This is a genomic window from Streptomyces aureus, assembly GCF_000725495.1.
Taxonomy (GTDB): domain Bacteria; phylum Actinomycetota; class Actinomycetes; order Streptomycetales; family Streptomycetaceae; genus Streptomyces; species Streptomyces aureus_B.
This window is the reverse complement of the sequence record NZ_JNZD01000005.1, coordinates 400917-419621: the sequence shown is the minus strand read 5'-3', so window position 1 is coordinate 419621 and position 18705 is coordinate 400917. Positions and strand designations below refer to the sequence as shown.

General features: G+C 71.1%; 16 protein-coding genes and 1 tRNA gene. 5 read left to right on the top strand and 12 right to left on the bottom strand.

Going from position 1 to position 18705, the window contains the following annotated elements; translation table 11 throughout:
- Window positions 1-160: 160 nt before the first annotated feature.
- The gene (locus IO36_RS11755; protein WP_037619101.1) at window positions 161-1216 is read left to right on the top strand and encodes a LacI family DNA-binding transcriptional regulator; all 1056 of its coding nucleotides are present in this window, start codon (window positions 161-163) and stop codon (window positions 1214-1216) included.
- 126 nt (window positions 1217-1342) lie between these two features.
- Here the strand turns inward: IO36_RS11755 and IO36_RS11750 are convergent, their stop codons facing one another.
- The 5 genes from IO36_RS11750 to IO36_RS43740 form a co-directional block, all read right to left on the bottom strand.
- Window positions 1343-1849, bottom strand: coding sequence for a GNAT family N-acetyltransferase (locus IO36_RS11750; protein ID WP_037619100.1), 507 nt, complete (start codon window positions 1847-1849; stop codon window positions 1343-1345).
- 81 nt (window positions 1850-1930) lie between these two features.
- Window positions 1931-2003 (bottom strand) — tRNA-His (locus IO36_RS11745).
- Between the two features lie 110 nt (window positions 2004-2113).
- Window positions 2114-2716, bottom strand: a complete 603-nt coding sequence (gene orn / locus IO36_RS11740) for an oligoribonuclease (protein WP_037619097.1) — start codon at window positions 2714-2716, stop codon at window positions 2114-2116.
- Window positions 2717-2876: 160 nt separating this feature from the next.
- Entirely contained in the window at window positions 2877-4118 is a 1242-nt protein-coding gene (locus tag IO36_RS11735) for a helix-turn-helix domain-containing protein (RefSeq protein ID WP_037619096.1), read from the bottom strand.
- A gap of 374 nt (window positions 4119-4492) precedes the next feature.
- Entirely contained in the window at window positions 4493-4879 is a 387-nt protein-coding gene (locus IO36_RS43740; RefSeq protein ID WP_078943126.1) for a hypothetical protein, read from the bottom strand.
- A gap of 608 nt (window positions 4880-5487) precedes the next feature.
- Between IO36_RS43740 and IO36_RS11725 the strand changes: the two genes are divergently transcribed.
- Complete coding sequence (locus tag IO36_RS11725; protein WP_037619095.1) at window positions 5488-6015, top strand: universal stress protein; 528 nt, start codon at window positions 5488-5490, stop codon at window positions 6013-6015.
- A gap of 220 nt (window positions 6016-6235) precedes the next feature.
- Window positions 6236-6799, top strand: coding sequence for a GPR1/FUN34/YaaH family transporter (locus tag IO36_RS11720; protein WP_037619094.1), 564 nt, complete (start codon window positions 6236-6238; stop codon window positions 6797-6799).
- A gap of 156 nt (window positions 6800-6955) precedes the next feature.
- On the opposite strand, the gene glmS is transcribed toward IO36_RS11720, so the two are convergent.
- Both glmS and IO36_RS11710 read right to left on the bottom strand, forming a co-directional pair.
- A complete protein-coding gene (glmS, locus tag IO36_RS11715) occupies window positions 6956-8773 on the bottom strand; it encodes a glutamine--fructose-6-phosphate transaminase (isomerizing) (RefSeq protein WP_037619093.1) in 1818 nt (605 codons plus the stop codon).
- Window positions 8774-8786: 13 nt separating this feature from the next.
- The gene (locus IO36_RS11710) at window positions 8787-9044 is read right to left on the bottom strand and encodes a hypothetical protein (protein ID WP_037619090.1); all 258 of its coding nucleotides are present in this window, start codon (window positions 9042-9044) and stop codon (window positions 8787-8789) included.
- A 164-nt stretch (window positions 9045-9208) separates the two neighbouring features.
- Here IO36_RS11710 and IO36_RS11705 point away from each other — a divergent pair, with 164 nt between their 5' ends.
- Window positions 9209-10777, top strand: coding sequence for a purple acid phosphatase family protein (locus IO36_RS11705; RefSeq protein ID WP_037619088.1), 1569 nt, complete (start codon window positions 9209-9211; stop codon window positions 10775-10777).
- Window positions 10778-10949: 172 nt separating this feature from the next.
- Here IO36_RS11705 and IO36_RS11700 read toward each other — a convergent pair whose 3' ends face one another.
- Window positions 10950-11831 carry a DUF4429 domain-containing protein gene (locus IO36_RS11700; protein WP_037619086.1) on the bottom strand — a complete coding sequence of 294 codons (882 nt, stop codon included), beginning with the start codon at window positions 11829-11831 and terminating at the stop codon, window positions 10950-10952.
- 138 nt (window positions 11832-11969) lie between these two features.
- On the opposite strand from IO36_RS11700, the gene IO36_RS11695 reads away from it, so the two are divergent.
- Window positions 11970-13553: a beta-N-acetylhexosaminidase gene (locus tag IO36_RS11695; protein WP_037619084.1), complete on the top strand. Its 1584-nt coding sequence runs from the start codon at window positions 11970-11972 to the stop codon at window positions 13551-13553.
- Window positions 13554-13632: 79 nt separating this feature from the next.
- Here the strand turns inward: IO36_RS11695 and IO36_RS11690 are convergent, their stop codons facing one another.
- The 4 genes from IO36_RS11690 to desA are packed head-to-tail and all read right to left on the bottom strand — an operon-like array spanning window position 13633 to window position 18680.
- Window positions 13633-15405, bottom strand: coding sequence for an IucA/IucC family protein (locus IO36_RS11690; protein WP_037619083.1), 1773 nt, complete (start codon window positions 15403-15405; stop codon window positions 13633-13635).
- A complete protein-coding gene (locus tag IO36_RS11685) occupies window positions 15402-15947 on the bottom strand; it encodes a GNAT family N-acetyltransferase (RefSeq protein WP_037619079.1) in 546 nt (181 codons plus the stop codon). The genes IO36_RS11690 and IO36_RS11685 overlap by 4 nt, the downstream gene beginning before the upstream one ends.
- Complete coding sequence (locus tag IO36_RS11680; RefSeq protein WP_037619075.1) at window positions 15944-17221, bottom strand: lysine N(6)-hydroxylase/L-ornithine N(5)-oxygenase family protein; 1278 nt, start codon at window positions 17219-17221, stop codon at window positions 15944-15946. The genes IO36_RS11685 and IO36_RS11680 overlap by 4 nt, the downstream gene beginning before the upstream one ends.
- On the bottom strand, window positions 17205-18680 hold the full coding sequence (gene desA / locus IO36_RS11675) for a lysine decarboxylase DesA (protein WP_037619072.1): 1476 nt from the start codon (window positions 18678-18680) through the stop codon (window positions 17205-17207). The genes IO36_RS11680 and desA overlap by 17 nt, the downstream gene beginning before the upstream one ends.
- Between the last annotated feature and the right edge of the window lie 25 nt (window positions 18681-18705).

Below are 18705 nucleotides of genomic sequence, written 5' to 3'. Positions count from 1 at the left end.
TTCCGCCACATGGCCGGAAGCCTCTCATGGCTCCCCGGGCGTCCGGACGGGGGTTGTCCGCGCGGTGATGATCGCCGGGCTGCGGCCCAGTGGCGCGAGCCCCGCCGGACGGGGCTGTTAGATTCCAGGCCAACTTGGTGTCAACGGGAGGCGGAGGGCCATGGCAGGCCACGGAGCGCGGGGCCGCAGCGGTGGGCGGCCGACCCTCGAAGAGGTGGCCGCGCGCGCGGGTGTGGGCCGCGGCACGGTCTCCCGGGTGATCAATGGATCCCCGAGGGTCAGCGACGCGACCCGGGCCGCGGTCGAGGCGGCGGTCGCGGAGCTCGGATATGTCCCGAACACGGCGGCCCGCGCCCTCGCGGCCAACCGCACGGACGCGATCGCCCTCGTCGTCCCCGAACCGGAGACGCGCTTCTTCGCGGAACCGTACTTCTCGGACATGTTGCGCGGTGTCGGCGCGGAACTCTCCGAGACGGAGATGCAGTTGCTGCTGATATTCGCGGGCAGCGACCGGGAGCGGCAGCGCCTGGCCCAGTACCTGGCCGCGCACCGCGTGGACGGCGTCCTGCTGGTCTCGGTGCACGCCGATGACCCGCTCCCCGACCTGCTCGCCCAGCTCGAGATCCCGGCCGTGATCAGCGGCCGGCGCTCGGCGGAGGAGACGCTTCCGTCGGTGGACTCCGACAACTACGGCGGCGGACGGGCGGCAGTCGAGCACCTCGTCTCCCGGGGGCGCTCCAGGATCGGCCACCTCGCGGGCCGCATGGACGTCTACGGCGCCCAGCGGCGTGTCGACGGCTACCGCCAGGGTCTGCGGGACGCGGACCGGGAGGTGGACGACCGGCTGATCGTTCCCGGCGACTTCACCGAGGAGGGAGGGCGGCGGGCGATGACCCTGCTCCTTGAGCGCTTCCCCGACATCGACGCGGTCTTCGCCGGCTCCGACGTGATGGCGGCGGGCGCCCGTCAGGTGCTGCGCGAGAGCGGGCGGCGCATCCCGGACGACGTGGCGCTCATCGGCTACGACGACTCGGCCATAGCCCGGCACATGGACCCGCCCCTGACCAGCGTCCGCCAGCCCATCGAGGAGATGGGCCGGGCCATGATCGACCTCCTCCTCGGAGAGATCGCGGACCGCCGTCCCGTGGCCTCCCGGGGCCTGGAGAAGCGGCAGCTCGTGCTGCCCGCGGAACTGGTGGTACGCGCCTCTTCCTGAGGCCGTCGCACCGGCGCCCGGGCAGCCGGGCGCCCTGCCGGGATGACGGACTCCGCCCACCCTCCGTCGGCGGCGGAAGGCCGGTCCCGCGTCACGGGGCCGGTCCGGGGCCCGGAGCCGGGGTTGTCAGGTGCGTACGGTCAGCTTCCAGCGGGTCTCGCCGTCCTGGATCTCGTCCGTCGCCGTGAGGCCCGCCGCCGCGGCGACGGCGGCGGAGGCGTGGTGGGCCGGGTGCACATGGGCCACGACCGTGGTGAGCGGGTACGTCCGGACCAGCTGCCGGACCAGGGACCGCGCCGCCTCCACCGCGTACCCACGGCCCTGCCAGGGCGTGCCCACGACCCAGGCGACCTCGGCGGTCCCGTCGGTGACGGTCGCCTGGACGGTGCCCACGAGGGATCCCGTCGCGCGCTCGCGCAGGACCCAGTTGAGCCACAGGACGCCGGGATCGGGTGATCCCGCGGCGAGGCGCTCGTACCGGGCCCGCAGGGCCCCCGGAGTGTCCGGCGCCCCGCCGATGAACGTGTGCAGCGCCGGATCGGACAGCACCCCGGCCATCTCGTCGGCGTGCTCGGGGCGCAGTGGAAGAAGATCCAGGCGCGGCGTGGCGGGGGGATGCGTGGGCTGGGACACGAGGGGGAGCGTACGGTCACCACGGCCCGGGAACGCAATCAGCCGGTGACCTGTTCACCAGGTCACCGGCTGATCACTCAGGGTGAGTGACGGGACTTGAACCCGCGGCCACCTGGACCACAACCAGGTGCTCTACCAACTGAGCTACACCCACCATGTCCGGTCTTCGGGGTTTTCCCTGACCGGCCGAGAAAAAGTGTACAGGGTTCTGAGGGGTGCTCGCGCACACCTTTTTGCGGGGCCCAGCAGGGCCCCGTCAAAGGCCTATTCGGCGGGCAGGACGTGCCGGGCCGCGATGGTGCGGGCGGTGTCCGAGTCGGGGCCGGGCTGCGGGACGAAGATCGCCTCGCGGTAGTAGCGCAGCTCGGCGATGGACTCGCGGATGTCCGCGAGCGCGCGGTGGTTGCCGTTCTTCTCCGGGCTGTTGAAGTACGCCCGGGGATACCAGCGGCGGGCCAGCTCCTTGACGGAGGACACGTCCACGATGCGGTAGTGGAGGTAGTCCTCCAGCGTCGGCATGTCGCGCAGCAGGAAGCCGCGGTCCGTTCCGACGGAGTTCCCGCAGAGCGGGGCCTTGCCCGGCTCCTTGACGTGCTCACGTACATAGGAGAGGACCTGCTCCTCGGCGTCCGCCAGGGTCGTGCCCCGGGCGAGCTCCTCCAGCAGACCCGAGGCCGTGTGCATCTGGCGCACCACGTCCGGCATCGTCTCCAGGGCCGCGTCCGGCGGGCGGATCACGATGTCCACCCCTTCGCCGAGCACGTTCAGCTCAGAGTCGGTGACCAGCGCGGCCACTTCGATGAGCGCGTCATCCGACAGCGAGAGTCCGGTCATCTCGCAGTCGATCCACACCATGCGATCGTTCATGTGCCTCACCCTACGGCCCGCCCCCTTCCGTGGACCCGCCCGTGCGCCCCGCCGGGGCGGCGGATCGCGCCGGGCCGCGGCCCGCACGCGAAAGGGCCCGCACCCGAGAAGGTGCGGACCCCGCGCGTTCTGCTTCGCCCGTCGTCGTCCGGACTCCGGACTACGGCGCGCTGCGCTGTCCGGGCAGGCTCGCCCTGCCCGCGGCGTACAGCTCCGCCCGCTCCCGCATCGCGTCGGCCGAGAGCGAGGCCGCCGCGCCGAGCGCGCCGGCCACCGCGGCGCGGCGGGACTGCATCGGCACCGGGCCCGCGTGCTCCTGGTGCAGCGACGGCGGCGGTCCGACCGGGCCCGTCGGGCCGTCCGGATCCACGGACCGGTCGGCCTGCGGCCTGCGGGCGCGGTACGCCGCCCGGTACGCGGCCGGGGACGAACCCAGCTGCCGCCGGAAGTGACCCCGCAGCGCGACCGGTGAGCGGAAGCCGCAGCGGCCCGCGACCTCGTCCACCGAGTAGTCGGACGTCTCCAGGAGACGCTGCGCCTGGAGGACGCGCTGGGTGATCAGCCACTGCAACGGAGCGCTTCCGGTGAGCGAGCGGAACCGGCGGTCGAAGGTCCGGCGGCTCATATAGGCGCGAGCCGCCAGCGTCTCGACGTCGAACTGCTCGTGGAGGTGCTCCAGAGCCCAGGCGACCACCTCGGCGAGCGGGTCGGCGCCGATCTCCTCCGGCAGCGACCGGTCGAGATAGCGCTCCTGGCCCCCGCTGCGCCGCGGTGGGACGACCAGACGCCGGGCGAGCGCGCCGGCCGCCTCGTTGCCGTGGTCCGTCCGCACGATGTGCAGACAGAGATCGATTCCGGCCGCCGTACCCGCCGATGTCAGCACGTCGCCGTCGTCCACGAAGAGCTCGCGGGGATCGACGTGCACCGACGGGTAGCGCTTGGCCAGCGTCGGCGCGTACATCCAGTGGGTGGTCGCCGGACGGCCGTCCAGTAATCCGGCCGCGGCCAGCACGAAGGCGCCGGTGCACAGCCCGACGATGCGGGCGCCTTCCTCATGGGCCCGGCGCAGTGCGTCGAGCGCCTCCTCCGGTGGTGGCGAGGTGATCGACCGCCAGGCGGGCACGACGACCGTGCCTGCTCTGGAGATCGCTTCCAGGCCATGTGGTGCGGTGAGTTCCAGGCCCCCTGTGGTCCGCAGCGGGCCTTCCTCGCCGGCACACACCAAAAGGCGGTAGCGCGGCACGCCGGCGTCCTGGCGGTCAATCCCGAACACCGACAGCGGAATGGAACTCTCGAAAATGGGGCCGCCGCTGAACAGCAGCACCGCGACGATCTCCTTGCGGCGTCGCCCGGACAGCTTCCGGGCCGCGGTTTCCGGCGCGGCAGTGGAGTCGTGGCTCATCCTGCTAAGCCCCCCTCGGTGGTCGCGGCTCCTCGGTTGTGTCGCTCCTGCACGTTTCCCCTCGGTCCTGCACGAGTCCCCCGCCGTAAGACAAGATCGAATCTACTGTGTCCGTCGGCGCCAAGGTGACCAGTTCGCTACTCCGCAGAATGTCGACATGGCAACTTGGCGCGAAGCATTCGATCACGAAGCGTTGCACTCGTGGGCGCCGCAGGGAAGTGCGCCTCGTCGCGGTGGCCAATCCACGTAGGGTGCGCGAGCCCCCGATACCCCTTTAGGTGCAGGTCGAACGGGGGTTGGGGGGTCGTTCGAGCAAGGGATGAGCCATGGCCGGAAGTTGGCTGAAAACCAGCGTAGGTGTACGCGCAAACCGGTCAGTCGACCGACTTGTTCCCCCCACTGTGACGTCCGCCTCGGTGAACTCCCGTGCCGTTCTTGCCCCATGGGCCGAGCCGTGCCCCGGAGTCGTTCCCGGACCCCGCGAACCCCGCCCGGCCCGTATGCCCCGTGCCGCCCCTGACATGCCGTCGGCGCTGTCCGACGGCGTGCCGCCGGGCCCGTGGGCGCGGCGTTTCCCGCTGCTCGTCGGCCAGGAGCACCGCCCCCCGTTCGGACCGGCGCAGCAGGATCACACAGAGTCCGGTCATCGCGGCGAGGCCGAGGGCCGTACCGGCCGCGCCGGCGGGCGAGCCGCCGCACCAGAGCAGGACCACGGGCACCAGGAAGCAGCTGAACGCGGCCCAGCGGATCACCTCGCCCACGGGGTCCGCCGCGGTCGGCGCGGAGGGGCGCGGAGCGGAGTGCGTTCCCGATCGCGATCCGGCGCGTGATCCGGGAGGGGCCGCCGCCGGGGCGCGCCGGACGGGGCGGGCCGGCGGGACGGAGGGGAAGGCGGGGGCGGAGGGTACGCGGGGACGGGGGACGGTCTCGGGTCCGGGCACGCGCTGCTCCCTCTCGCTCCGGTGTCCTCCGTGCTGTCCACGGGGTGTGATCTCCACGGCGTGCCGTCCGTGCGACGGCCGCGACCGGTTCAACGCGTGTTCGACCCGCCGGTCACTGCCCGGCCGGTGGAGCGGGTGTCCGGACGGGGGTCGGCCGGTCGCCCGCGGCGGCCGGGATCCCCGTTCGCGGGGGCGGGTGCAAATTCACCGGGGACCCTGCGCAAACCAGCTGTACGGGGCAGCAACCATTGCGTTACGGGCGTCCTCTCGTGCATGCTCCCTGGAATGCCGCGTAAGGCGCGCGGGATCTGGGCAGAGGAGGCGTGCCGCCGTACCCTTGGGGGTATGGGGTTGGGAAGATGTTTCCCAGACACAGCTCTGCCGTTCGTTGTCGTCCCCACCACGAGGATCCAAACGCCGAGACACCCATGGCCGGTCACGAATTCTTCGATCCCGCGGACCGCAAGCGCCCGCTCGCCGATCCCACGGCGGCCGAGCCCCTGGCGGCGGAAGAACCCCGCCACTCCTGCGATCCCGCCTTCAAGCACGGCGTCGTCGTCGGTTTCGACGGCTCGACGTCCAGCGAGCGTGCCCTCGCCTACGCGATCGGGATGGCCCACCGTTCCGGATCGGGCCTGATCATCGTCCACGTGGCCAACCGGCTGCCCACCACGGTGTGGGCGGGCTGCGAGCCTCCCGTCTTCGTCGACGTCCCCGACCACCGCACCGAGGTGCTCGGACTCGAACTCGCCTGCGCCGAGTACCTCTCCGAGGTGCCCTGGATCCTGGTCGAGCGCGGCGGCGACATCTGCCACGAACTCGAGGAAGTGGGCCGGGAGTACGAGGCGGACGCGATAGTGGTGGGTTCCACGCACGGCATCGTCGGACGCATCTTCGGCTCGGTCGCGGGACGGCTCGCCAAGCGGGCCAAGCGCCCCGTCATCGTCATTCCCTGACGGCCCGTCCCTTCCCGGTACGAGGTTCCCGTCGGCGTCCCTGCCGGTGTTCCTGCCGATGTCCTCGTCGGCGCCCGACCGCCCCCCTTCTCTGTTCGTTCAGTGAACCTACTGACGCGTAGAGGTGTTTGTGCCTTTGTGAAGGGCATATAAGGGACGCCGGTCCTAGCGGCGACCGGTACGGCGCAGCACAACTGCACAGGCATGAAGGGAGCCCGCCGTGGACAACGACGTCTCTGCGGGAAGCACCACCACCATCGTCGGAAGACTCGCGCTCGGTGTCACCCTGCTGGCCTTCGGCCTCGGGTACACCGACTTGATCGACGGAGTGACGGCGGCCGACGCCGTGTCACTGGCCCACTACATAGGCGGCGTAGCGCTCTTCGTCGCCGGTCTCCTCGCCTTCCGCGACCGTGACACGGCCAACGGCACGGCCTTCACGGGACTCGGCGCCTTCTGGTTCACCTGGGCCGTCTCGGCCGGCGCCCAGGTCTCCGACAACGCGGCGGGACTCTTCCTGCTGCTCTTCGCGCTCCTGGTGCTCTCGCTCACCCTCGCGGGCGGGGACACGCTCGGCCAGGGCGCCCACGGACTGTTCTTCGTCTCCCTGCTGCTCCTCGCCATCGGCCGGTTCGCGGACAGCACCGGCCTCGGCAAGGCCGGCGGCTGGTTCTCCGTCGCGGCCGGAGCGGTCGTCTGGTACGCGGCGACCGCGGCTCTCGCCCACTGGCCCACCGCACTTCCGCGACGCGCCGCCGGCCGGGGGGTGACGGCCACCGGCTGACCCCGGCGCGGGCCGGGGTTTTGGGCGGCTCCGGCCCCTCGAAGAACGGTCCCCGTGCGCGGGTGGTGCGCACGGGGACCGTTCATGTCCGTCGGCCGGCAAGGGAGTTGCGCGGCGTTCGCCGGGCGGCGCGGTGCCGCCCGGCGGTGGCGGCGACTACTCGACGGTGACCGACTTGGCGAGGTTGCGCGGCTTGTCGATGTCCCGGCCGAGCGCCAGCGCCGTGTGGTAGGCGAGGAGCTGGAGCGGGATGCCCATCAGGATCGGGTCGAGCTCGTCCTCGTTCTTCGGGACGACGATCGTCTGGTCGGCCTTCTCCTGGTGCTGGTGCGCGACGGCGAGGATCTGGCCGCTGCGGGCCTTGATCTCCTCCAGGGCGGCGCGGTTCTTCTCCAGCAGGTCGTCGTCGGGGACGATCGCCACGGTGGGGAGCGCCGGCTCGATGAGCGCCAGCGGGCCGTGCTTGAGCTCGGAGGCGGGGTAGGCCTCGGCGTGGATGTACGAGACCTCCTTCAGCTTCAGCGAGGCCTCACGGGCCACCGGGTAGCCCCGGACGCGGCCGATGAAGAGCATCGAGCGGGCCTCGGCGTACTGCTCGGCCAGCTTCTTGATCTCGTCCTCCTGCTCCAGGATCTCGGCGATCTGGGCGGGGAGCTTGCGCAGGCCCTCGATGATCCGCTTGCCGTCGCGGACCGAGAGGTCACGGGTGCGGCCGAGGTGCAGGGCGAGCAGCGCGAAGGCGACGGTGGTGTTGGTGAAGCACTTCGTCGAGACGACGCAGACCTCGGGGCCGGCGTGCACGTACATGCCGCCGTCCGCCTCGCGGGCGATCGCCGAGCCGACGACGTTGACCACGCCGAGGACCCGCGCGCCCTTGCGCTTGAGCTCCTGGACGGCGGCCAGGACGTCGTAGGTCTCACCGGACTGGGAGACCGCGATGTAGAGGGTGTCGGGGTCGACGACCGCGTTGCGGTAGCGGAACTCGGAGGCCGGCTCGGCGTCCGCGGGGATGCGGGCCAGCTCCTCGATCATCTGGGCGCCGATCATGCCCGCGTGGTACGAGGTGCCGCAGCCGAGGATCTTCACGCGGCGCACGGCGCGCGCGTCACGGGCGTCCAGGTTCAGACCGCCGAGGTGGACCGTGGAGAACCGGTCGTCGATGCGGCCGCGCAGCACGCGGTCCACCGCCTCGACCTGCTCGTGGATCTCCTTGTGCATGTACGTGTCGTGGCCGCCCATGTCGTACGAGGCGGCCTCCCACTCGACGGTGGTCGGCTCGGACGTCGTCCGGGTGCCCTCGGTGGTGTACGTCCGGAAGTCGTCGGCCTTGAGGGTGGCCATCTCGCCGTCGTCCAGCGTGACGATCTGGCGGGTGTGGGTGACCAGGGCGGCGATGTCCGAGGCGACGAACATCTCCTTCTCGCCGATGCCGAGCACGACGGGGGAGCCGTTGCGCGCCACCACGATGCGGTCGGGGAAGTCGGCGTGCATCACCGCGATGCCGTAGGTGCCCTCGATGACCCGCAGCGCCTCGCGGACCTTGTCCTCCAGCTTCTCCTGCTGGGAGCGGGCGACCAGGTGGGTGAGGACCTCGGTGTCGGTCTCGGAGAGGAACTCGACGCCGTCCGCCTCGAGCTTCTTGCGCAGGTCGGAGGCGTTGTCGATGATGCCGTTGTGCACGACCGCGACCTTGGAGTCGGCGGACATGTGCGGGTGCGCGTTCACGTCGGAGGGGGCGCCGTGGGTGGCCCAGCGGGTGTGGGCGATACCGGTGGTGCCGGCGAAGCGCTTGGGGACCTTGGCCTCCAGATCGCGCACGCGGCCCTTCGCCTTGACCATCTTCAGGCCGGCCGACTTCGGGGACGTCACGACTATGCCCGCCGAGTCGTAGCCGCGGTACTCCAGGCGCTGCAGGCCTTCCAGCAGCAGCGGGGTCACGTCACGCCTGCCGATGTATCCGACGATTCCGCACATACAGGTGATTCCCTCAGCCGTAAACGATGCGGCGCAGCTGCCTGAGCGTGAGCTCCGGCGGCGCGACCGCGCGATATTTCAGGTCCGCCTCGATCCGTTCGAAGATCGACGCGTTCACCAGGCCCTGGGCCTGGAGCTCGCGGTGGCGGCGCCGGACGAACTCCTGGGCCGTCTCGTCGAAGTAGGCGAGAACGTCCTGGACCACCCGCAGCGCCTCGCCCCGGTTCAGGGGGGTCGACCGCGTCAAATGATCAACGAGTTCGTCGTGCACCCGTTGATCCTGGAGGACGGGAAGACGATTCGCAAGAATCCTGCCCGATATCGGGCAAGCGGGTGTTGAAACTCTTATGGGCCGCTGTTTACAGGCTGTCCATCCCGCGTCTTGCGCCGCGTCGATTGCCGAGAGCAACTTCTGGAGCCATGGACACTCCACGCATGGGCGTACCCGAGCGGCTCGCCGAGAAGATGACCATGGCCGAGCAGCACGAGTACCTCCGCGCCAGATTCTCCCGGCGCAACATGATCAGAGGCGGCGCCGTGACCATCGGCGCCGTCGCCGGCGGAGCCTTCGTGCCCGGCGTCGCCGAGGCCGCCGCCCCGGCGCGGCGGACCTCCGCCCCCGCCGCCGCCGAGAAGGTCGACGGCGCCCTCGTCGCCCCGTTCGGCCGCCACCTCGCCTTCGGCAACGACCCGCGCACCGAGATGACCGTCTCCTGGCAGGTGCCGGCCGCGGTCAGCAAGCCCTACATCCGCATCGGCGCTCACCCCTGGGACCTCTCGCGCAAGATCGAGGCCGAGGTGCGCACCCTCTACACCCCGGCCGGCGTGGGCGCGAGCGGCGACCACACCCAGTACTACCTGCACGCGCGGCTGACCCGTCTGCGCCCCGGCAAGACCTACTACTACGGCGTCGGCCACGCGGGCTTCGACCCGGCCGCCCCGCACCTGCTCGGCACGCTCGGCACCTTCACCACCGCGCCCGCGCACGCCGAGCCCTTCACCTTCACCGCCTTCGGCGACGAGGGCGTCGGCTACCACGGCCTGGCCAACGACGCCCTGCTGCTCGCCCAGAACCCCGCCTTCCACCTGCACGCCGGCGACATCGCCTACGCGGACCCGGCCGGCCAGGGCAAGACCACCGACACCGGCTTCGACTCGCGGATCTGGGACCAGTTCCTCGCCCAGACCGAGACGGTCGCCAAGCAGGTGCCGTGGATGCCGGCGTACGGCAACCACGACATGGAGGCCTGGTACTCGCCCAACGGCTACGGCGGCGAGGAGGCCCGCTGGACGCTCCCCGACAACGGCCCCGACAAGGCCAACCTGCCCGGCGTCTACTCCTTCGTCCACGGCAACACGGCGATCATCTCGCTGGACGCCAACGACGTCTCCTTCGAGATCCCGGCCAACCTCGGCATCTCCGGCGGCACCCAGACCACGTGGCTGGAGGGCCAGCTCAAGAAGTTCCGCGCGTCCAAGGACGTGGACTTCGTCGTGGTCTTCTTCCACCACTGCGCCTACTGCACCTCCACGGCGCACGCCTCGGAGGGGGGCGTGCGACAGGAGTGGGTGCCGCTGTTCGAGAAGTACACCGTCGACCTGGTGATCAACGGCCACAACCACCAGTACGAGCGCACGGACGTCATCAAGGCGAACGCGGTCACCAAGAAGCTGCCGATCGGCGGCACGGCGTACACCGAGACCGAGGGGGTCGTGTACGTGACGGCCGGCGCGGCCGGTCGCAGCCTGTACGCGTTCAGCGCCCCGGAGTCCTACGAGGGCAAGGAGAACGAGGTCGAGTCCGTGGCCTCCTTCGTCAACCTCAAGGACGGCCGGCAGAACGAGACGGTCGACTGGTCGCGCGTGCGCTACCTCAACTACTCGTTCCTGCGCGTCGACGTCCAGCCCGCCCCGAAGGGACGCCTGGCCACCCTGAAGGTCCGCGGCATCGCCGAGACCGGCGGGGAGGTCGACCACTTCACCATCGCACGCCGGGCCAAGTAGCACCCCGGTCCGGGGCGCGCGGTCCGGAACAGGCCACCGGCCACGCCACGGCCGGGCGGTCACCGGCCACGCGGACACGGCCGGCAGGCATCAGGTGCGCCCGGAAGGCGGGGCGTACCGCCACCTGACCGGCGGCCGGCCCGCGCCGGCGGCGGTCCTCGTCCGCCCGTGCCTACAGGCGCTTGAGGACCGCCTGCTTGGCCAGGGTGAACTCCTCGTCCGTCAGGACGCCCTCCCTGTGCAGCTCGCCCAGTTCGCGCAGCCTGCGCAGGAGGGCGTCGTGGTCGGACCCGGCGTCCGGACCCGGGGCCGCCGGACCGGCCGGCAGCTCGGCGGCCCGGGCCTCGCCCGAGGCCGCCGGATGCGGCAGCCTCGCCTGCACGGCCGCCGCGACCAGCGCCATCAGCGGGTCCCTCTTGAAGCCCCACAGCTCCACGGAGTTGGGGTCGTACTTCGGCGGCGCCTTGGTGTCCGCGCCGCGCACGGTGAAGCGCAGACAGCCGTTCTCCAGCCCGGCGGCGGGCCGCCACTCGACGGCCGTGATGTTCCCGAGGGCGAGCGAGCGGGCGCCCGACGCGGACTTCGCGTCCTCCGTCTTCCAGTTCCACTCCAGCCGGACGCGCTCGCCGTCGAAGCTCGCCGTGCCGTCACCGGCGGACGCCGACAACGGCACCGCCGGGCCGGGCAGCAGATAGCCGTCGACCGGCCCGGAGGGGACCTGGTCGAGCAGCAGCGCGTCCCGGACCTCGTCCGCGAAGTACTCGGCGACGCCGAGCCGGTCGGGCTCCACCGTCAGCTGGTACGGATCGTTCGGCTCCGTGAGCTTGCCCCCGGTCGCCTGGAGCAGCGGATCGGCGCCCTCGCGCAGCCGGAGCCTCAGCCGCCCCGCCCTGCGGCCCTGCTCCAGCGAGACGCCCGCCAACGCGCCCAGCGGCACGGTGAGTTCACCCAGCGTGCGACGCAGCAGACCGACGTTCTTGTCCCGCCCCGGAGTCAGCCGCACGGCGTCCCCGTCGAAGATCCACGTGCCGTCCCGCTGGATGATTTCCGCCATGGGGAGGATTGTTCCACCGCACCTGCGGCAGAGTGGTCTCGACCAATCAGGCGTCTCGACCACATCGAGGGGCCACGGCACGGGAAACGGCCGAGGACGGGCCGGGGGACCCCGCGCCGGGTCCCGAAGGGAGCGCATGTGAGACAGCACCGCAGAACGCCCCGCCTCCTCGGCACGCTGCTGCTCGTGGCGGCGGCCGGCTTCTCGCTCGCCGGCGCGGCACCGCACACCCGGGCGGCCGCGCCGCCGGTCCGGCTCGTGCCGGCCCCCGCCTCCCTCGAGGAGGGCGGCGCCCCGTACCGGATCACCGCGGGCACCCGCATCCGCGTCGACGGCACGCCCGAGGTCCGCGCGGTCGGCGAGTACCTCGCGGACATCCTGCGGCCCTCCACGGGCTACCGGCTGCCGGTCTCCTCGCACGGGGCGGGCGCGATCCGGCTCCGGCTCGGCGGCAAGGGCCTGGGCGCCGAGGGCTACCGGCTGCGCAGCGGGGCCTCGGGCGTGACCATCACGGCCGGCCGGCCCGCGGGCCTCTTCCACGGCGTCCAGACCCTGCGTCAGCTGCTGCCCGCCGCGGTCGAGCGGAGGACCGTCCAGCGCGGACCCTGGGGGGTCGCCGGCGTCACCGTCACGGACTCCCCGCGCTACGCCTACCGCGGCGCCATGCTCGACGTCTCCCGGCACTTCTTCACCGTCGCCCAGGTGAAGCGCTACATCGACGAGCTCGCGCTCTACAAGATCAACAAGCTGCATCTGCACCTGAGCGACGACCAGGGCTGGCGCATCGCCGTCGGCTCCCGGCCCCGGCTGGCGGCCCACGGCGGCTCCACCGAGGTCGGCGGCGGACCCGGCGGCCACTACAGCCAGGCCGACTACCGCGCGATCGTCCGGTACGCCGCCTCCCGCTACCTGGAGGTCGTCCCCGAGATCGACATGCCCGGCCACACCAACGCGGCCCTCTCCTCGTACGCGGACCTCAACTGCGACGGGGTCGCGCCGCCGCTCTACACCGGCACCGACGTCGGCTTCAGCTCGCTGTGCGTCGGCAAGCCGGCTACGTACGCCTTCGTGGACGACGTGATCCGCGAGCTCGCGGCGATCACCCCCGGCGCCTACCTCCACATCGGCGGCGACGAGGCGCACTCCACCAGCCACGCCGACTATGTGACCTTCATGGACAAGGTGCAGCCCATCGTCGCCAAGTACGGCAAGAAGGTGATGGCCTGGCACCAGCTGACCGGGGCCACGCCGGCCGCGGGCGCCGTCGCCCAGTACTGGGGGCTCGACGACACCGGCGCCGAGGAGAAGGAGCAGGTCGCCCGGGCCGCGCGGAACGGGACCGGGATCGTGCTGTCGCCCGCGGACCGGCTCTACCTCGACATGAAGTACACCGCCGACACCCCGCTCGGGCAGGACTGGGCCGGCCTGGTCGAGGTGCGGCGGGCCTACGACTGGGACCCGGGCAGCTACCTTCCCGGAGTCCCGGCCGCGGCCGTCAGAGGCGTCGAGGCGCCGCTGTGGACGGAGACGATCCGAAGCTCCGCCGACATCGACGTCATGGCGTTCCCGAGGCTCCCCGGGGCCGCCGAGCTCGGCTGGTCCCCCGCCTCCACGCACGACTGGGACACCTACAAGGTGCGGCTGGCCGCCCAGGCACCGCGCTGGGACGCCCTGGGAATCGGCTACCACCGCTCCCCGCAGGTCCCCTGGCCCGCGCACTGACCGCACACGACGACGGGCGCCCCGGAGGACCGTCTCCGGGGCGCCCGCCCGTACCGGGGGCTCGTCGCGAGCCCGTCGCTCAGAACCCGGCGATCGGGTTCTTCAGGGTCCCGACCAGCTGCAGGGCGCCCGACGGATCCGCCAGGTCGACCATCTGCCGGTTGTCGCGCAGCTGGAGCCGGTTCAGGCAGGACAGCGCGAACTCGGGCGCGAACAGGTCGTACTGCCGGAACTTGTCCTCCAGTTCGGGCGTCGCCTCCTGGTAGGCGCGCACCGACTCGGCGACCGTCCGCCAGAAGCCCTCCTCGGAGAGGACTCCCTCGTCCGCGAGCTGGGCGGCCAGGAAGCGGAAGAAGCAGTCGAAGACGTCCGTGAAGACCGACAGCAGCTTCGTGTCCTCGGGGACGTCGACCCGGATCCTCTCGACCGCGGGCGGCAGCACGGCCTGCGCGTCCATGACCGCGATCTCCTCGGCGATGTCCTTGTAGACGGCCCGCCGCACCGCCCCGTCCTCCAGGACCAGGATGACGTTCTCACCGTGCGGCATGTAGACGAGGTCGTAGGCGTAGAAGCTGTGCAGCAGCGGGGTCAGGTAGGCGCGCAGATAGCCGCGCAGCCACTCCACCGGCGTGAGCCCCGACCGCTCGATCAGCGCGGCCGCGAAGGAACGGCCCTCGTGGTCGACGTGGACGAGGGAGGCCATCGTCGCCAGGGACTCGCCCTCCTGGAGCGAGGGCACCGGGCTCTCGCGCCACAGCGCGGCCAGCATCTTGCGGTACGGGGAGTACCGGTCGGTGGCCGCCTCGTACTCCAGGTGCCGGTAGCCGACGGCCGCCCGCTCCCTGATGACCGACAGACCGGTGGACTTCAGCACCGGGTCGTTCTCGACGAGCTGGCCCAGCCAGTCGTTGATGGCCGGGGTCGCCTCCATGTAGGCGGCGGACAGACCGCGCATGAAGCCCATGTTGAGGACGCTCAGCGCCGTCTTCACGTAGTGCTTGTGCGGGTGGTCGGTGTTGAAGAACGTCCGGATGGACTGCTGGGCCAGATACGCGTCGTCGCCCTCGCCGAGCGGGACCAGCCGCCGCCGGGCCACCTCGGCGGCGAACGTCACCGACAGCTTGTTGTGCCACTGCCAGGGGTGGACGGGTATGAGCAGGTAGTCCTCGGGGTCGAGTCCCTGCCCGCGCAGCACCCCGTCGAACCGCTCGACCGTCTCCGTGCCCAGCTCCTCGCGCACGAAGGAGGCGTACTCGATCCCGGCGCCCGCCGTGAAGGCGGCCCGGGAGCGGTGCGCCGCCAGCCACAGAAGACGGACCGGGCTCGCGGTCTCGGGGGCGTACGCGAGGTAGTCGCCCACCCCGAAGCCCAGCCGTCCGTTGTTGGCGACGAAGCAGGGGTGCCCCTCGGTCATGCCGGTCTCGACGGCCTGGAACCCGGCGCCGGCCAGCTCGCGCACACCGACCTGCGGTTTGGCGAGCTTGTAGCAGGTGCCCGCGAGGGTGGAGGAGATCTCCTCCAGGTACACCGGCAGGATCGCGTCGCTCAGACCGAGCGACTCCTTCAGCTCGACGAAGAACTCCAATGCCGACAGCGGGAGTTCCGTGCCGTCACGGTGCCGGGTGATGGACTCCGCCGGTATCTGCCAGTGGTCGAGCAGGCGCCGGGTCGCGGTGAACCGGTAGCGCGTGAGGCCGTCGTCGGCGGTGACCTCGTAGCCGCCGTCCGGCAGCTCCCGCGGGGTGATCAGCCGCTCGTGGGCGAACTCGGCGAGCGCCTTGCGCAGCAGCAGGCGCTCGGCGCGGGCCCAGCGCTCGGGGGAGAGGTGGGCGACGCTCTCGGCGGGGGTCACGCGGCCACCGCCTTCCGGAACTGCTCGCGGGTGCAGAAGCTCAGCAGCGCGCGCTTCTCCGGCTTGTCGATCTCCCGGACGGGCACGAAGCCGACGGCCTCGTTGAGGGCGTGCACGGCCTTGTTGCCCACGTCGGGCTCGACGACCACCCGGCGGACGTCCGGGTCGGCGAACAGGTGCTCCATCACCGCGGTGATGACGGCCCGGGTGAAGCCGTGCACGGGGGTGTCGCTCGGGGCGACCAGGAAGTGCATGCCGACGTCGCCCGGCTCCGGCTCGTACAGGCCGACGAGTTCGACGTGGCGGGGGTCGTAGCGCTCCATCAGGAAGACGGGCTCGCCGTCCAGCAGCCCGAGAAGGGCCTCGTGGTGCCCGCTCGCCGCGATGGCCATGTACTCGCGCTCCACGTCGTGCAGCTTCGCCTCCTGCATCATCCAGAAGGCGGCCTTGGGATGGGTCACCCACCCGTGCAGCAGCGGGGCGTCCTCGACGGGATCCAGGGGGCGGACGGTGAAGGTGCCGACGGCGGTCGTGATGCTCATACGGTGAACTCCTGGAACGCGATGGTCTTCTCGACCGGGTAGTACTCGGTGCCGAGCAGCTCGCGGATGATGGACGCGTTGCGGTACGGGCCCATGCCGAGGTCCGGCGAGGTGACCGAGTGGGTGTGGACGCCCGCGTTCTGCAGGAAGACCCCGCCGCCCGTGACGTCGACGGCGTAGTTGCGGGCCACGTCGAAGTTGCCGTGGGAGTCGTAGCGGAGCCGGTCGCGGACCGGGGCGAGGAAGGCGGGTTCGGCGTACCGGTAGCCGGTGGCCAGCACCAGGCCCGCCGAGCGCAGCTCGAAGTCCGTGCCCGCCTCCTGCTGGCGGAAGCCGAGGGTGTACGTGCCCTCGTCGTGCCGGGCGCTCTCCAGCGAGGAGTTGGTCAGCAGCCGGGCGGGGACCGGGCCGGCGACGTTCTTCTGGTAGAGCAGGTCGAAGATCGCGTCGATCAGCTCCCCGTCGATGCCCTTGAACAGCCCCTTCTGCTCCGACTGAAGGCGGTAGCGGGTCGCCTCGGGCAGCGCGTGGAAGTAGTCGATGTACTCCGGGGAGGTCATCTCCAGGGTCAGCTTGGTGTACTCGAGCGGGAAGAAGCGCGGCGAGCGGGTCACCCAGTTCAGCCGGTAACCGTGGACGTCGATCTCGCTGAGCAGGTCGTGGAAGATCTCGGCGGCGGACTGTCCGCTGCCGACCAGGGTGATCGAGTCCTTGGCCTGGAGCTCCCGCTTGTGCTGCATGTAGCGGGAGTTGTGGATGAAGTCGCCGCCGAGGCCGGCGCAGGCCTCGGGGACATGGGGCGAGGTGCCGGTACCGAGGACCAGGTGCCGGGCGCGGAACACGTCACCGGCGCCGGTGCGCACGACGTACAGCTCGTCCTCGTAGGTCACCTCGGTGACCGTCGTCCCGAAGCGGACGCTGCTCAGCTTGTCCGCGGCCCAGCGGCAGTAGGCGTCGTACTCGACGCGCAGCGGGTAGAAGTTCTCGCGGATGTAGAACGCGTACAGACGGCCCGTTTCCTTCAGGTAGTTGAGGAAGGAGTACGGGGAGGTCGGGTCGGCGAGGGTGACGAGGTCCGACATGAACGGGGTCTGCAGATGAGCGCCGTCCAGGAACATGCCGGAGTGCCACTCGAAGTGGGGCTTCGACTCCAGGAAGACGCCGCTGAGTTCGGCGATCGGCTCGGTGAGGCAGGCGAGGCCGAGGTTGAAGGGCCCGAGCCCGATCCCCACGAAGTCGTAGGTGGTGTCCGTGGATTCAGCAAGCGCGGTCAAGGGACTCTCCCAGGTACTGCTCGGCGTGGCCGGCGATCAGATCGAGGACGGCGGTGATGTCGTCCGTCGTGGTCTCGGGGTTGAGCAGGGTGAACTTCAGGTAGTGGCGTCCGCCGACCTTGGTGCCCGCGACGACGGCGTCACCGGAGGCGAACAGGGCCTTGCGGGCGTACAGGTTGGCGCGGTCGATCTCGGCCGGGTCGGTGACGGCGGCCGGGATGTACCGGAAGACGAGGGTGGAGAGCGAGGGCTCCACGACGACGTCGTAGCGCGGGTCGGCGGCGAGGATCCGCCAGCCCTGCACGGCCAGGTCGCAGACCTCGTCGAAGAGTTCCCCGATGCCGTCGGCGCCCATCGTGCGCAGCGTCATCCACAGCTTGAGGGCGTCGAAGCGGCGGGTGGTCTGGAGGGACTTGTCGACCTGGTTGGGGATGCGTTCGGTGACCATGCGGCGCGGGTTGAGGTACTCCGCGTGGTAGGTGGCGTGGCGCAGCGTCGAGGCGTCCTTGACCAGCACGGCCGATGAACTCACCGGCTGGAAGAAGGACTTGTGGTAGTCGACGGTGACGGAGTCGGCGCGCTCGATGCCGTCGATGCGGTCGCGGTTCTTCAGCGAGGTGAGCAGTCCGCAGCCGTAGGCGGCGTCCACGTGCATCCAGGTGCCGAACTGGGAGCACAGTTCGGCGATCTCCGGCAGTGGGTCGATGGAGCCGAAGTCGGTGGTGCCGGCGGTCGCGACGACCGCCATGGGGACGAGGCCCTCCGCCCGGCAGCGCTCCAGTTCGCGGGCCAGGGCGACCGTCTGCATCCGCTTGTCGTGGTCGACGGGGATCGTGACGACGGCGTCGGCGGCGAGGCCGAGGAGTTTGGCCGACTTCTTGACGCTGAAGTGGCTGACCTCGGAGGCGAAGACGCGCAGCCGGCCGAGTCCGTCCCCGGCCTGTCCCTCCCGTCCGTCGTCCGCGCCGAGTTTCGCCTCCTCGCGGGCCAGCAGCAGGGCCTGGAGGTTGGACTGGCTGCCGCCGCTGGTGAACACCCCGTCGGCGGCGGGGCCGAGACCGATCCGCTCGTTGGTCCAGTCGATGAGCCGGCGCTCGATGAGGGTGCCGCCGGCCGACTGGTCCCAGGTGTCCAGCGAGGAGTTGACGGCGGACAGGACGGCCTCGCCGAGCACGGCCGGGATGACGACAGGGCAGTTGAGGTGGGCGAGGTAGCGGGGGTGGTGGAAGTAGATCGCGTCCTGGAGGTAGACCTCCTCCAGCTCGTCGAGTACGGCCGTGGTGTCGTGCAGGGGCTTGTCGAGGTCGATCCGCTCGATGCGGGGAGCGAGGTCGTCGACCGCGACACCCGTGAACGGGCGGTCGGTGGTGGCGAGTCTGGCCGCCACCCGCTCGACCCCTTCGGTCACGGAGCGGCGGTACCGGTCCGCGGTGGTGTCGTTGAGCAGGTGCGAGCGCATGTGGGGGTCCTCCGTGCGGGGGAGA